This is a genomic window from Mucilaginibacter aquariorum (assembly GCF_024498135.1).
GTDB lineage: Bacteria > Bacteroidota > Bacteroidia > Sphingobacteriales > Sphingobacteriaceae > Mucilaginibacter > Mucilaginibacter aquariorum.
Genome location: NZ_JANHOH010000001.1, coordinates 1,206,938 through 1,220,995 on the forward strand (window position 1 = coordinate 1,206,938; position 14,058 = coordinate 1,220,995).

Here is a 14,058-nt window from a genome sequence, read left to right on the forward strand (position 1 = left end):
AAATCATCATCCGCATATGTTAAAGCGATTTTCGGCTTTATTGCCACTTTGTATTTTGTGCCTGGTATCCTGCCAGTCTAAATCATCATCATTAGATAAAGCCGAAGCTGATAAAAAGCCGGCAACTGAAGCAAGTGCATCCTCGCCTGTGACAAAACTGGCAACCGGCCCTGTTGATAAGGCTGCTGTTATGGCCCGCAAACAAGTACCAATAGTTTGTTATCACCAAATACGCGATTGGAAAGCTACCGATTCTAAAAACGCTAAAGATTATATTGTACAAGTGGCCGCTTTTAAAGAGCACATAAAAATGCTTGCCGATAGTGGTTACCACACCATCCTGCCCGATCAGTTGTATAATTATCTTACAACCGGTGCACCATTGCCTAAAAAGCCTGTCATGCTTACGTTTGATGACACTGATCTTGATCAGTATACCATTGCTGCCCCGGAAATGAAGAAATATGGCTTTAAAGGCGTTTTCTTTGTGATGACCGTATCTATAGGCCGCCCGAACTACATGACTGCAGATATGATCAAAAAATTATCTGATGATGGTAATGTAATTTCCAGCCACACATGGGACCATCACCGTGTAGATAAATATTCCCATAACTCTAACCTGGTGATCAAAGGCTTAAATGGAAAAATAACCAACAGGCCGGTTGATGATTGGGTTACTCAAATTGATAAGCCAACAAAAAAACTGGAAGAAATTACCGGTAAAAAGATCCAATATTTCGCATACCCTTTTGGCATCTGGAAGAAACCTGTTTTACCCGAGCTTGATAAAAGAGGCTTTAAAATGGCATTCCAATTAGCTGATAAGCGCGATCCGGATTACCCATTATTAACTGTACGCAGGATATTGGATAGCGGTTACTGGAGCACCAAAACATTTGGCAATAGCGTACGCAATAGCTTCTAAGCTAAGCGCCTGTATTTTAAACCCTCTTTTGTTATTCAAAAGAGGGTTTCTTTTTGATATAATCTTAACTACTTTTAAACCATGACTATCACTCGTCACCCTATCCTATTTGGTTTATTTGCAGCCATATTATTTGTTGCATGCAATAACAAACCCGAAACACCAGCCATTAGCCAAACAGATGCATCCAAACAACTTATTGACGAGCATTTTCGCTACCTGAACGATCATGACCTGAAAAGCCTGATTGGCCAATACGCTGATAAAGCGAAAATCACTACTACCGATTGGGACGGCGAATCATTCGGCCCGCAGGGTGCCGACCAGATATTTCATCAACTATTCTATGTATCGCCGGATGCCAGGTACCTGGTAGATAATATGATCAATACCGATTCTACAGTGGTGGTTGAATATGATGTGGTGGGGTTAAAAGAAAAAGCCGGTAGCCCGGTACGTTACGATATCCGTAACTGCAGTGTTTTCAAGATCAAAAATAATAAGATAACCGCCGAGGCAACTTATTCAAATTCAAGATTGTATCATAACAGATAAAAGAAGAGGGCACCTTTGGTGAAGATGCCCTTTCCTTTTACAAATTCTCGCCCGCCGGCCCTTGCCCTTTGTTTGATGAGGTTTGATCTGTTGGGGTTTCCAATTCAGGATTATCATTAGGAATTGTTTCAGGTGTAACGGTTGGCACCTTTTTGGCAAGATCTTTATCGTCGACATCTTTTTTTAGCATATCGTTACCTACGTTGGCAACATTTCCAATTATATCATGGTTCTGACCCTGGCCATTGGCCCTGTCAAATCCTTCGGGTTTATTTTCCATATGTGTGTTATTTAGATTGTTCTATTGTTTCATTTTCTTTGGCAGTAACCCATTCTACTGCTTCACTAAGTTCGCTCAATGCAAAGCCCTTTGATTTACCCGGCACAAAAAACCTAAATGCATCTGTAAACCACTGAACTCCTTTCTGATTGCTCACAACGGCAATTTTATTCCACTTGGTAAAGTTCTTCAGGCCCATTTTAATATCATCCCACCAGGCGCCGGCTGTCCAGTTTTGTACATCTGTTTCCAACACCAACAGATAATTAATTTCTCCCTGCCGCGCTACCAGTTCATCAATTCGTGGCATTAAAACGGTTTCCACATCTTGTTTGGTCACCTCGCCTGTGGCATGTATACCTACTACATGAGGTTCCAGGTCGTTTATAAATTGTAGCATGTTATTTAGTTTATAATAACACCACCAAAAGCCATACCATTGTTTAAAAAGAAACTTATTTGCTGTATATTTTAATTTTTTTCAGCACCCACTTATACAGCCTTTAAATAAAAACATTGGTTTATAGTATCTTTGTATAAATGCAGCAAAATCTGTCGGCATATTCTCAACTAATAAAAACCGAGGCTAAAAACCTGGGCTTTTTGTTTTGTGGCATAGCCAAAGCAGAGTTTTTGGAAGAAGAAGCACCGCGACTGGAAGCATGGCTTAACAAAGGCATGCATGGCGAAATGCGCTACATGGAAAACTACTTTGATAAACGCCTGGATCCGTGTTTGCTGGTAGATGGTGCAAAATCGGTTATATCATTAGGTTTAAATTACTATACTGATACCATACAGCTTGACCCATCAGCCCCCAAAATATCTAAATACGCTTATGGCTCTGATTATCATTCGGTTATTAAAGAAAAGCTAAAGCAATTATTGGACATAATTAACCAAAAAATTGGCGAAGTTGGCGGCCGCGCATTTGTAGATTCGGCACCGGTACTGGACAAAGCCTGGGCAAAAAAAGCAGGGATGGGATGGGTTGGCAAAAACACAAACCTTATCAGCAAAAAAGCCGGTTCTTTTTTCTTTTTAGCCGAGCTGATAGTAGACATAGAGCTGGAATACGATATTGAACCCACTGCCGACCATTGCGGTAGTTGTACCCGCTGCATTGATGCCTGCCCTACTGATGCAATTGTTGGCCCTTATGTAGTTGATGGTAGCCGGTGTATCTCATACCTTACTATCGAACTTAAAAATGAGATACCGCAGGAGTTTAAAGGCAAAATGGATAACTGGATGTTTGGCTGCGATGTTTGCCAGGATGTATGCCCCTGGAACCGTTTCTCGGTGATCCATAGCGAGCCCGCCTTTACTCCACATCCGGAGCTTCAGGGCTTAAACAAGCAGGATTGGGAGGATATTACTACCGATGTGTTTCAAAAGGTATTTAAAAACTCTGCAGTGAAGCGAACAAAATTTGAAGGATTAAAAAGAAATATTCAGTTTCTGCGAAACAGTGATTAGAGATTAGGAAACAACTAACCTCTAATCACAAATCTCTAATCGCTACCCTTTCTTAAATTTCATGGCCAGTTGCTGTAACATATCTTCGTTAACAGGTTTTGCTGGTTCTTCCTTCTTTTTAAAAGGCTGGTTATTGTTTAATTGCGGCGTGCTTTTAGGGCTATTGTTTTGGAAAGCCGGCCTTGGTACTTCTGTTTTATCCGCATTTGAAGGTGCTGCAGGCTGTGCAGGTCGGGCTTGTTGGCGTTCGGCTACTTTTTTGGCGTTCCAGCGTTTGTAGATCTCTTCCAGCTTACGTTTGGTGTATAAAGGGAAATCGCCCTGCATCATCCACGAATAATAGCTTGGCTCTACATTTAATACATCTTCTACCCTTTTACCTTTGTGTTTTCCAAAGTTTATCAGCTCTTCGCCTTGTTCATTGTAAACCATGCGGCCCGCAAAATCAACCGGGCGGCTCAGGTTAGTAAATTTATGTAAGGCCTCCACATCACCTACTACCGGGATGCTTTTGTTGCCTTTTTTGTCTTCCCATTCCTGGTTTTCGTAACGCTCTATCTGCGCCAGTAAAACTTCCATGGTAGCACGGGTATCTGCCTCGGCCGAGTGCGCGTTAATTATACTTTTATCGCAATAAAACTGGTAAGCAGCTTTTAAGGTACGTTGCTCCATTTGGTGAAAAATGTTCTGTACATCTACAAAATGGCGGTTATCCAGATCAAATTGCACACCGGCGCGCAAAAATTCTTCCATCAGCATAGGGATATCAAACTTATTGGAATTGTATCCCGCAAGATCGCTTTCATGTATAAAATCGGCTATTTCCTGCCCAAGCTCATGGAAACGTTTCTCGTCCTTTATATGCTCATCGTAAATACCGTGTACTAATGACGATTCCAACGGAATAGGTATCCCCGGATGCACACGCCAGGTTTTAACTTCCTCGCTGCCATCGGGGTTAAGTTTTATAACAGATATCTCTACTATGCGGTCGGCGCCAATATTGGTACCGGTAGTTTCAAGGTCGAAAAAGGCAAGAGGCCGCTTTAATTGTAATTTCATTTTTGTTTATCAGTATTACAAAGGTCGGAAAACTCTCAAAATTATCGGCACACTATTTTATGTATAGAATGTCGTGATAATTTTATATTTTCATAGCTATTGATTACACCCTAAACCACATGCATAAATTTTTACTTAACCTACTGGTATTCATCTCTTTTACAACACTGGTACAAGCTCAAAATTTCCAATACGGCAAATTCACCGTTGAAGAAATGCAGCAAAAAAATTATAAGAACGATACATCAGCCCATGCCTTTGTGCTGGAAGAATTTGGTTCTACCCGGATAGACGTTGGCGCTGATGACGCTATTAAAACCTCTTTTAAATATCACGTACGGATCAAAATTTTAGATAGCAAAGGTTTTGATAAAGGGACTATTAAAATCCCGTTCTATGATAGCGAAGATACACATGATGAAGTTACAGATATAAAAGGCGTAACTACCTATATGGAAAATGACGGATCCATTAAAAAAGCTGAGCTTGAGAGTTCAAAAATCTTCACCACAACCGAAAATAAATATTGGAAACAGATAAAGTTTGCCATGCCTAATCTGCGCAATGGCTGTATTATTGAATATACTTACACTAAAATTATACCGGGTTTCTGGAGGTTTCCATCATGGGAGTTCCAGGATGATATCCCTAAGGCCTACTCCGAATACGAGGTGCACATCCCCGCTTTCTGGACTTATAACGCCATGATACGTGGCAGCCTTAAACTTACCAAAAACAAAGCCGACATTGAAAAGGAGTGTTTTAACAGCCATGGCTCAAAAAGCGATTGTTCTTTTTTAACCTATGGCATGGCCGATATTCCTGCTTTTATTGAAGAGGATAATATGACATCGCCAAAAAATTTTTTATCAGCCATATACTTTAACCTGGAAAGCTGGACCAACCCTTATACAAGCGTTAAAAAGAAGGAAACCAAAGAATGGAAGGATATAGATTATAATCTAAAACATTCCGAGTATTTTGGTTCGCAAATTAAGAAAGATCTGCTTAAACCATACATTGCACCTGTAATTGTGGGCAAAACCACCGAAATGGAAAAAGCCATAGCGGTTTATACTTATATCCAAAAAACTATTAAGTGGAACGAAATACACTCTAAGTATAGTGATGGTGTGCGAAAGGCTCTTGATAAACACACCGGCGACGTAGCCGATATTAATTTATGCTTAGTTGCGGCGTTAAATTCTGCCGGGGTAAAAACCGAGGCCGTTTTACTTTCAACACGTAATAATGGATTAATAAACAGGTTATATCCTGTAGAGAATGAATTTAATTATATAATTGCCAAAGCTAATATTGGCACCGAAGTTTACCTGCTTGATGCCACCGACCCTATGCTGCCATTTGGTATGTTACCCCTAAAATGCCTTAACGACCAGGGGCGGGTAATGAGTTTTGACAAACCATCGTACTGGATAGATCTTGTAGCCAATCAAAAAAGATCAAGCACAAGTGCGCTTGATCTTACCCTACAACCCAATGGTAAGTTAAAAGGGACCATCACTACTTATTCCATGGGTTACGAAGCCTATGAAAAGCGAAAAGCCATTAAAAAGTTTAATACTCTTGATGAATTTATTGAGAACCTAGACGAAAAACTGGGCAAAATAAAGATCCTTAAATCAAACATCACTAACCTGGATAGCCTTGATAAGCCGCTTGGCGAACAATATGAAGTAGAGATTGATGTTTTTGATAATTTAAACCATAACAGGTTAGCCTTTAACCCTGTAATTGTTAACAGATACGTAACAAATCCTTTTAAACTTGAAGAACGCAATTATCCGGTAGATTGGGGCATGCCATCAAGCAGCCGTTATATGTTAGTAATGCACCTGCCCGAAGGATATGGCATTGAAAGTTCGCCGCAAGGCGCTGCTATAAGCTTGCCTAATAAAGGTGGTAAATTTATTACTGAATTTACGGGTGATGGCAGCACTTTCACCTACTCTAACGTGATACAGCTCGATAAATCTATTTACGCGCCCGAGGAGTACCCCTATTTAAAAGAATTATACAACAAAATAATAGCTTCTGAAAAAGCTGAAATAGTGTTCAAGAAAAAGTGATGAGAAAAGTTTTTACAGTTTTACTATTACTGGTGACAACCCTGGCAAATGCCCAGGTTAATTATGATATAAGCCTGATATCAAAAGAGCTGCTACCCTACGCAAGCGCGGTAATAAGGAATCAAAGCGTATATACCGAAGTAAAAGATAACAACACGTTATACCATATAAAAACCGCTATAACTGTACTAAACAAAAACGGCGATGACATTGCACACATTGCGGTTTGGTATGATAAAAGCAATGTTATAAAAAGTATAAAAGGTACCACCTATAACGAGTTTGGTAAACTTACAGGCAAATTTTCAGAAAAGGATTTTGAGGATGTGAATGCCGCCAATGATTTTTCTTTATTTGAAGATTCGCGGGTGAAGCATTTTATACCATCAATAGGTTCGTACCCTTATACTATAGAGTATGAGTATGATGTCAAATCAAAGCAAACCTTGAACTTCAGAGATTGGGAACCTAATCCATATACCGGCCTGGCTGTTGAAAAAAGCTCTTTCACGTTTGCCTGCAAGCCCGATTTCAACATCAGGTACAAAGAGATAAATATGCCCGCAAAGGTTAACACTGGTACAAACAAAGATGGCCTTAAAACTTACACCTGGCAGGTAAGCAACCTTAAAGCTTTAAGGTCTGAGCCATATAGCCCGCTTAGCGAAACTTACCTGAGCAGGGTAAAAATAGCCCCTCAAAACTTTGTGTATGCCGGTATAGCCGGCTCTTTTACCAACTGGAACCAACTTGGCCACTGGAGTTATGATAAGCTGTTAGCCAACCGGCAGGCACTCCCGCCACAAACTATTGAACAGGTAAAAGTATTAACTGCCGGTATTACCGATGTTAAGCAAAAGGCTAAAAAAATATATGAATATATGCAGGGTAAAACCCGGTATATAAGCGTACAGGTGGGTATTGGCGGGTATCAACCCTTTTTAGCTGCAGATGTAGATAAGCTTAATTATGGCGATTGCAAGGCGCTGGTAAATTATACCCAGGCTTTATTAAAAGCTGTAAATATCGATTCCTGGTATTGTGTGGTTTACGGTGATAACAGCAAGGTAAGTATGCTTCATGATTTTGCCAGTATGAACCAGGGTAATCATGTGATACTTTGCCTGCCTATAAAAAATGATACTACTTATTTAGAATGTACCAGCCAAAAAATCCCCTTTGGCTTTTTAAGTGATTTTACTGATGACCGTACAGTACTGGCGTGCACCCCAGAAGGTGGCAAATTATTACATACTCCAAAATATACCTCGCAAGATAACCTGCAAATACGTAAGGCTGGTTTTATCATTGATAAAGATGGTGCCCTTAGCGGTGATATGGTTACCACCTATAAAGGTACACAGTATGATAACCCTGAAGAGTTAGTTGGCGAGCCCTTAACAGAACAGGTTAAAACCTTGCAAAAAATGTATACAAATATCAGTAACCTTAGTATAGAGAAGCTTGATATTAAACAGGATAAAAAGCAAATACCTATTGCTACCGAAAGTATAAAGCTAAGTGCGCGTGATTTTGCATCGGCAGATAACGGTAAACTTTATTTTACTTTAAACCCTGTAAACAAGCAACGAAGCATTCGCGATGTACGCAACCGCACAAACCCTGTTTACATAAACCGGGGCTATACCGATGAAGATGAAATTGTTTATACCCTACCTGCCGGTTACCACCCGGATATGGAACCTTTAAATATAAACCTTACTAAACCATTTGGGAAATTTAAAGTGAGCGCCACTATAAGCGATGGCAAATTGATATATAAACGCAGAATGGAATTGATTGATGGCACTTATGATAAAGATAGCTACCATGACCTGGTTGAGTTTTACCAGACAGCTGCCGATGCTGATAGCTATAATGTAACGCTGGTGAAAAATTGATCAGCTAAAAATGATGATACCCAGTATAATACCAACTATCATGATCACGTACAGCATTATTTCGTTGCCGGCATAACGCTTATATTTAGTCCAGAAAGAGTAATCGTTTTTTTGCTTTGACATCGACACAAAATTATAAATTATATTTAAGTAATGGATATTAAAGAAGAACAGGATATTAAAAGGGAATTTCAGCTGGAAAGGGTAATACTATTCAGTGATGCCGTTTTTGCTATCATTATTACCATTATGGTGTTAGAGATAAAACTCCCTGAAGGTATGCGCCATGCCAGCACGGAAAAGCTTGAGGGATCGTTCATAGAATTATTACCCAAGCTGGCCGCTTATATATTCGCGTTTTTTATAACCGGCATGTTTTGGGCAAAACACCTTAAACTATTCAGTTACTTAAAAGACTACACCAAACAACTCATTATATACAACCTTATTTTCCTGTTTTTTATTACCCTGTTCCCGTTTGGGGTATCTGTAATGGCAGAAACCTTAAGCCCTAAAAATTATGAAGGATTTTACGTTTATCTCACAGTAATTATGCTGGCTTTATTTGCCCATACGCTTCTAACGGGTTATTTAGTGCGTAATGCCCAACAACTCTGCATTAAACCCAACCAGATTAAAATAAACCTGGAATGGAAAGCTCAAAAGTTTAATTTCATAGCAATACCGGCTCTATTTATCTATGCCATTGCCGGGATTCACTACAAATTCAATCCAGAAGTATTTTCTTATGGTTTTTTGTTGTGGGCTATAGCATTTGGTGTTATACGTAAAAGGCTTAATCCAAATCCTCAAAAAGATGGGCCATTGATAGCCCGGATCTTTAAATCAAGAAAAAGGAAACCTGCGAAAGTAGTGGTAGCTGAACCTGCTGATTAATCGGTCTGTGATGAATACACCGGATCGATGATTGATCCCCCGCGCGAGAAAAATTTATAGATACCATTATCATGCAGCCTGGCAATCATAACACCTTTACGTGTACTGGCATGTACAAAGTAACCGTTTTGCAGGTACACCCCAACATGACTAAATTGCTTACCATCAAAATCGAAGAACACCAGATCGCCTTCTTTTAGTTCTTCCTCATACTTACGTTTTATAACCAAAATCTGTTTACTGGTCATACGCGGAATAGTAATACCATATACCTGTTGTTCAAGTAAGGAAGTAAGACCCGAGCAATCTATACCGTTTTTATCTAAACCACCAAAGCGGTAAGGTGTGCCATACCATTCTTCAATAAAGCTATATAGCCTGCCGTTTTGTATTTCGTTACGGTTCACCTCCATTAAAGCAGAATATTTTTCGGCGATATCCTTATCGGGCTTAACCATGGCATATGAGCCACTCCCCCCGTTCCTAACCGTTAATTTTTTTGAATGACAGGATGATAATATAATGGCTACGGCAAAAAATAGCAGTAAGCGTAAATAGCGAGGTATTAGCATACGCTAAAGATATTTGTTAACGCTTAAATGTTACAACAGATGTTTTAAACATTTCAACATAAACCAGATGTGCAGATTTCAAATGTGCAAATATGCAGATGATTGGCGTGCTTCATCTGCACATCTGAAAATCTGCACATCTACTAACCTTTTATCACCCTTTGTATCTCGTCCAGCTTCATTAAAGCTTCAACAGGCGTTAGGGTATTTACATCAAGGTTATTCAGAGTGTCCCGAATTTTAACCAGTACCGGATCATCTATTGAGAACATTTGCATTTGTACGGCCTGCTTCTGAACCTTACGGATGCTTTCTTTTATATGCTCGCCGCCTGTTCGTTCGTTCTCCAGTTTCTTCAAGATCTCATTAGCCCTGCTCAATACTTTCTGCGGCATACCGGCCAATTTGGCCACATGGATACCAAAGCTATGCTCGCTGCCACCAGGAACCAACTTACGCAGGAATATGATCTGCTGGCCAACTTCCTTAACCGATACGTTATAGTTTTTGATCCGGTTAAAACTGTTGCTTAATTCGTTCAGCTCGTGATAGTGGGTTGCAAAAAGTGTTTTAGCCTTTGCTGATGGGTGGTTATGCAGGTATTCACCTATCGACCAGGCAATAGAAATACCATCATAAGTTGAGGTACCGCGACCAATTTCGTCCAGTAAAATCAAACTTCTGTCGCTTAAGTTATTGAGGATGCTGGCCGTTTCGTTCATTTCCACCATAAAGGTAGATTCGCCCGACGACAGGTTATCTGATGCCCCCACCCTGGTAAATATCTTGTCAACCAAACCTATAGAAGCAGCCTTGGCCGGTACAAAACAACCCATTTGCGCCATCAGCACAATAAGGCCGGTTTGCCTCAGCAATGCCGATTTACCAGCCATGTTAGGGCCTGTTATGATAATGATCTGCTGCGACTCCGAATCCAGGAAAACATCGTTGGTGATGTATTCCTCGCCCAACGGAAGGTTCTTTTCTATTACGGGGTGTCGGCCACCTTTTATATCCAGCACACGGCTATCGTTTACATCCGGTTTAACGTAGTAGTTTTTGATGGATATGGTGGCAAAATTCAACAACACATCCAAACGGGCTATCAGGATAGCATTCAGTTGGATAGGCTTGATATATTCGGCAAGGGCGTATAGCAGGTCGTTATAAAGCTTGGTTTCCAGCACCAATATCTTTTCTTCGGCACCCAAGATCTGCTCTTCGTATTCTTTTAATTCGGGAGTAATATAGCGCTCGGCATTTACCAGCGTTTGCTTACGGATCCACTCACTAGGCACTTTATCGCGGTGACTATGAGTTACTTCCAGATAATACCCAAACACATTATTGAACGATACTTTAAGCGATGGGATGCCGGTAGCTTCCGCCTCGCGTTTTTGGATCTCCAGCAGGTAACCTTTACCACCGAAAGCTATTTTACGCAGCCTGTCCAGCTCCTCGTTTATCCCCTCGTTCATCACCGAACCTTTTACCATCATAACAGGTGGTTCGGGGTGCAGTTCGCGGGCAATTCTTTCGCTGATAGATACGCATGGATTTAGCTGTTCACCAATGGCTCTCATTGGTTCGCTGGCCGAACCTTCAGTTAGTTTCTTGATGCTTTCTATAGCAATTAAAGCTTTTTTCAACTGGCAAACCTCGCGGGGGTTAGCTTTTTGCAGGCCAATTTTTGAGATCAGCCTTTCCAGGTCACCAATCTGGCGGATCTGGTTTTGCAGTGTTTCGCGCAGTTCCTCCTGCTCTATCAGGTATTCAACCACACCAAGGCGGTCGTTAATAGGTTTAATCTCTTTAAGCGGCATTACAATCCACCTGCGCAGCATACGTGCGCCCATGGGCGAACAGGTATGATCCAGCACATCAACAAGGGTTAATGCGTTCTCGTTATTAGAACCAACCAGTTCCAGATTGCGGATGCTGAACCTATCCAGCCACAGGTACCTGTCCTCTTCTATCCGGCCAATGGCCGATATATGCTGCAGGTTGCGATGTTCGGTCTCATTCAGGTAATGCAGTGCCACACCGGCCGCTACAATGCCCAGGTTAAGCTTATCAATACCAAAACCTTTTAATGATTTTACACCGAAATGCTTTAGCAGCGTTTCGTAAGCATAATCGCCGCTGTAGGGCCATTCATCAAGGGTGTAGGTGTAAAAGCGGTCGCCGTAGGTATCCTTAAAATCGTGCTGGCGGCTTTTGGGAAATATTACTTCACTGGGTGCATAACTTTGCAGCAGTTTATCTATATAACTTGTACTGCCCTGCGCGGCAATGAACTCGCCCGTAGAAATATCCAGCAAGGCTATACCCACGCTATTTTTTTCAAAATATAGCGAAGCCAAATAGTTATTGCTTTTTTGCTGCAGTATGTTATCGCTGGTGGCAACGCCCGGCGTAACCAGCTCGGTAACACCACGTTTAACAATTGTTTTGGTGGTTTTGGGGTCTTCAAGCTGATCGCAGATAGCTACACGCTGACCTGCACGCACCAGTTTAGACAGGTAGGTATCCAGCGAGTGGTGCGGGAAACCGGCCAGTTCAATATGTGTACCTACCCCATTACCACGGCGTGTAAGTACAATACCTAATATGCCCGAAGCCTTAATGGCATCCTGACCAAAGGTTTCATAAAAATCGCCCACGCGAAACAGCAGCAAAGCACCGGGGTACTTAGCCTTAATAGTATTATACTGCTGCATTAAAGGGGTTTCTTTCGTTTCGCTCTTAGCCAAGGGATTTGCTGTAATTAATAATCGGCTAATTTAATTGATTGAATGCGAATTACAGGGATTGTGGAAAAGTTAAGATTTGTGGATTGCATTTTAGCGCATATGTTCTGGTTATTCCACTTTTTGTTTAAATGGAGCGCCAAAAAAAGGCAAATTTAGGCCTGTAAACGACTTTGAAACGACCTATAAACGACGTATTTCTACTTCACAAACTCCACCAAGTACTCAGATACATAATCGTTCTTTGCATTGTCATTATCTTTATAAAACAACCTTGCATGCTGCCCTAATTTTAACGACGAGTACTCGTTATCTTTATTAGCTGCCGAATTAATAGGCTGCAGAGACGGGTACCATAGCGTATGCCCCTCCTTTTTTGCCAGCAGCTTAGGCTTGCTCCATTGCTGCGAATTATCTGCCAACCCAAGGTCTTTGTTTTTGTTGAACGAGATATAAACGCTATTCCCTTTCCATGATGGCCCTTCGGCTTTTGCCATTAGCATTACCCAGCAATTTAAATAAGTGTTCCAACTTACCGATGGGCCCCAGTAATATTTAGCCGTTGGGGATGATGTTGGTCCGCCGCCTTCTGCAAGCGGGATCTGTAATGATGATACAGGTTTTCCCGCGCCGTTATAAGGTACATTAAACCCTTTGCCATCCCATCTTTTAGCTTTCCCTTCGGGATGATCCAGATCTGTTAATAATATGCGTGCCATGCTAATGCACTGCCCTTTCCATTCATTTTTGGGATTATAAGTAGCCTCATCATAGGTGCCCGGGTAACCGTATTCACCATAAAAAAGGTAAAGATATTTGCCGCCGGCAACCGCCGACGGGTCGCCGGTACCGCCCGCAAAATTGATAGCCGTATTATTGGGCTTAAGTATCATCCGGGGTTGTTCATCTTCAATAAAGATCCCACGGTTAACCCAGCTTTTGCCACCATTTACCGATCTCATTATCCCTATGCGGCACACTGCCGAAGCTGTTGCCGGCCCTCTTAGCCCCTCGGGCCATTTTTCATTTTTATATCCTTTACCGCTGCGTTCATCATAAGGCAATGTTGCCGGGTAATTTTCATTGTGATACAAGGCATAAAGCGTTTGGCCGGTTTGGTCTTTAACATCCTTATAAATAGATTCGAACCATACCGCGCCGTGGAGCCCCGGCTGGCCAGGCGGCACATTGGGTGGTAGCTGTGGCTCAACAAAATCTTTTTCGGCTGTGCCAAAGGCTTCATCTACGGTATTACCCGTGGCGTATTTTAAGTTATTTGATGGCCCCCAAACTGGGTCTTCGCCATACTTACCCGGAAATATCATAAATTTATTGCCAACCCAAACTTCAGACATGTTGCAATCAACAAATGATTTAAACACAAACCTTTTAACCGGGGTAAGCTTTACTGAGGGATGGGAGTCTGCTGTTTTGAGCAGCCAGTTAAAGGAATAAAAAATAACGGACACTGTTAAAACAGCAATAGACAAAAATTGTACTCGTTTTTTTAACATTGTATAAATTATGATACTGTGTTATAGGTA

At 41.3% G+C, this 14,058-nt stretch carries 13 protein-coding genes; 6 read left to right on the plus strand and 7 right to left on the minus strand.

Features of this window, described 5'->3' with window-relative positions:
* The first annotated feature begins 16 nt into the window (after positions 1-16).
* Both NPE20_RS05275 and NPE20_RS05280 read left to right on the plus strand, forming a co-directional pair.
* On the plus strand, positions 17-928 hold the full coding sequence (locus NPE20_RS05275; protein ID WP_256537560.1) for a polysaccharide deacetylase family protein: 912 nt from the start codon (positions 17-19) through the stop codon (positions 926-928).
* A gap of 81 nt (positions 929-1,009) precedes the next feature.
* Positions 1,010-1,483: a nuclear transport factor 2 family protein gene (locus NPE20_RS05280; RefSeq protein WP_256537561.1), complete on the plus strand. Its 474-nt coding sequence runs from the start codon at positions 1,010-1,012 to the stop codon at positions 1,481-1,483.
* A gap of 37 nt (positions 1,484-1,520) precedes the next feature.
* On the opposite strand, the gene NPE20_RS05285 is transcribed toward NPE20_RS05280, so the two are convergent.
* Together NPE20_RS05285 and NPE20_RS05290 are read right to left on the minus strand one after the other, a co-directional pair.
* Positions 1,521-1,763 carry a hypothetical protein gene (locus NPE20_RS05285; RefSeq protein ID WP_256537562.1) on the minus strand — a complete coding sequence of 81 codons (243 nt, stop codon included), beginning with the start codon at positions 1,761-1,763 and terminating at the stop codon, positions 1,521-1,523.
* Between the two features lie 7 nt (positions 1,764-1,770).
* Positions 1,771-2,163 carry a SpoIIAA family protein gene (locus tag NPE20_RS05290; protein WP_256537563.1) on the minus strand — a complete coding sequence of 131 codons (393 nt, stop codon included), beginning with the start codon at positions 2,161-2,163 and terminating at the stop codon, positions 1,771-1,773.
* Between the two features lie 140 nt (positions 2,164-2,303).
* Here NPE20_RS05290 and queG point away from each other — a divergent pair, with 140 nt between their 5' ends.
* Positions 2,304-3,242 (plus strand): tRNA epoxyqueuosine(34) reductase QueG, encoded by a 939-nt coding sequence (gene queG / locus NPE20_RS05295; RefSeq protein ID WP_256537564.1) that lies wholly within the window; start codon positions 2,304-2,306, stop codon positions 3,240-3,242.
* 42 nt (positions 3,243-3,284) lie between these two features.
* Here the strand turns inward: queG and NPE20_RS05300 are convergent, their stop codons facing one another.
* Entirely contained in the window at positions 3,285-4,304 is a 1,020-nt protein-coding gene (locus NPE20_RS05300) for a 3'-5' exonuclease (RefSeq protein WP_256537565.1), read from the minus strand.
* Between the two features lie 119 nt (positions 4,305-4,423).
* Between NPE20_RS05300 and NPE20_RS05305 the strand changes: the two genes are divergently transcribed.
* Both NPE20_RS05305 and NPE20_RS05310 read left to right on the plus strand, forming a co-directional pair.
* Positions 4,424-6,394: a DUF3858 domain-containing protein gene (locus NPE20_RS05305; RefSeq protein ID WP_256537566.1), complete on the plus strand. Its 1,971-nt coding sequence runs from the start codon at positions 4,424-4,426 to the stop codon at positions 6,392-6,394.
* Entirely contained in the window at positions 6,394-8,295 is a 1,902-nt protein-coding gene (locus NPE20_RS05310; RefSeq protein ID WP_256537567.1) for a DUF3857 domain-containing protein, read from the plus strand. The genes NPE20_RS05305 and NPE20_RS05310 overlap by 1 nt, the downstream gene beginning before the upstream one ends.
* On the opposite strand, the gene NPE20_RS05315 is transcribed toward NPE20_RS05310, so the two are convergent.
* The gene (locus NPE20_RS05315; protein ID WP_256537568.1) at positions 8,296-8,418 is read right to left on the minus strand and encodes a hypothetical protein; all 123 of its coding nucleotides are present in this window, start codon (positions 8,416-8,418) and stop codon (positions 8,296-8,298) included. It lies immediately after the preceding gene.
* A gap of 30 nt (positions 8,419-8,448) precedes the next feature.
* On the opposite strand from NPE20_RS05315, the gene NPE20_RS05320 reads away from it, so the two are divergent.
* Positions 8,449-9,192, plus strand: a complete 744-nt coding sequence (locus NPE20_RS05320) for a TMEM175 family protein (RefSeq protein WP_256537569.1) — start codon at positions 8,449-8,451, stop codon at positions 9,190-9,192.
* Here the strand turns inward: NPE20_RS05320 and NPE20_RS05325 are convergent.
* The 3 genes from NPE20_RS05325 to NPE20_RS05335 form a co-directional block, all read right to left on the minus strand.
* The gene (locus NPE20_RS05325; protein ID WP_256537570.1) at positions 9,189-9,764 is read right to left on the minus strand and encodes a C40 family peptidase; all 576 of its coding nucleotides are present in this window, start codon (positions 9,762-9,764) and stop codon (positions 9,189-9,191) included. The genes NPE20_RS05320 and NPE20_RS05325 overlap by 4 nt on opposite strands.
* Positions 9,765-9,907: 143 nt before the next feature.
* Complete coding sequence (mutS, locus tag NPE20_RS05330; protein WP_256537571.1) at positions 9,908-12,517, minus strand: DNA mismatch repair protein MutS; 2,610 nt, start codon at positions 12,515-12,517, stop codon at positions 9,908-9,910.
* 197 nt (positions 12,518-12,714) lie between these two features.
* Positions 12,715-14,028, minus strand: coding sequence for a hypothetical protein (locus NPE20_RS05335; protein ID WP_256537572.1), 1,314 nt, complete (start codon positions 14,026-14,028; stop codon positions 12,715-12,717).
* Positions 14,029-14,058: the final 30 nt, after the last annotated feature.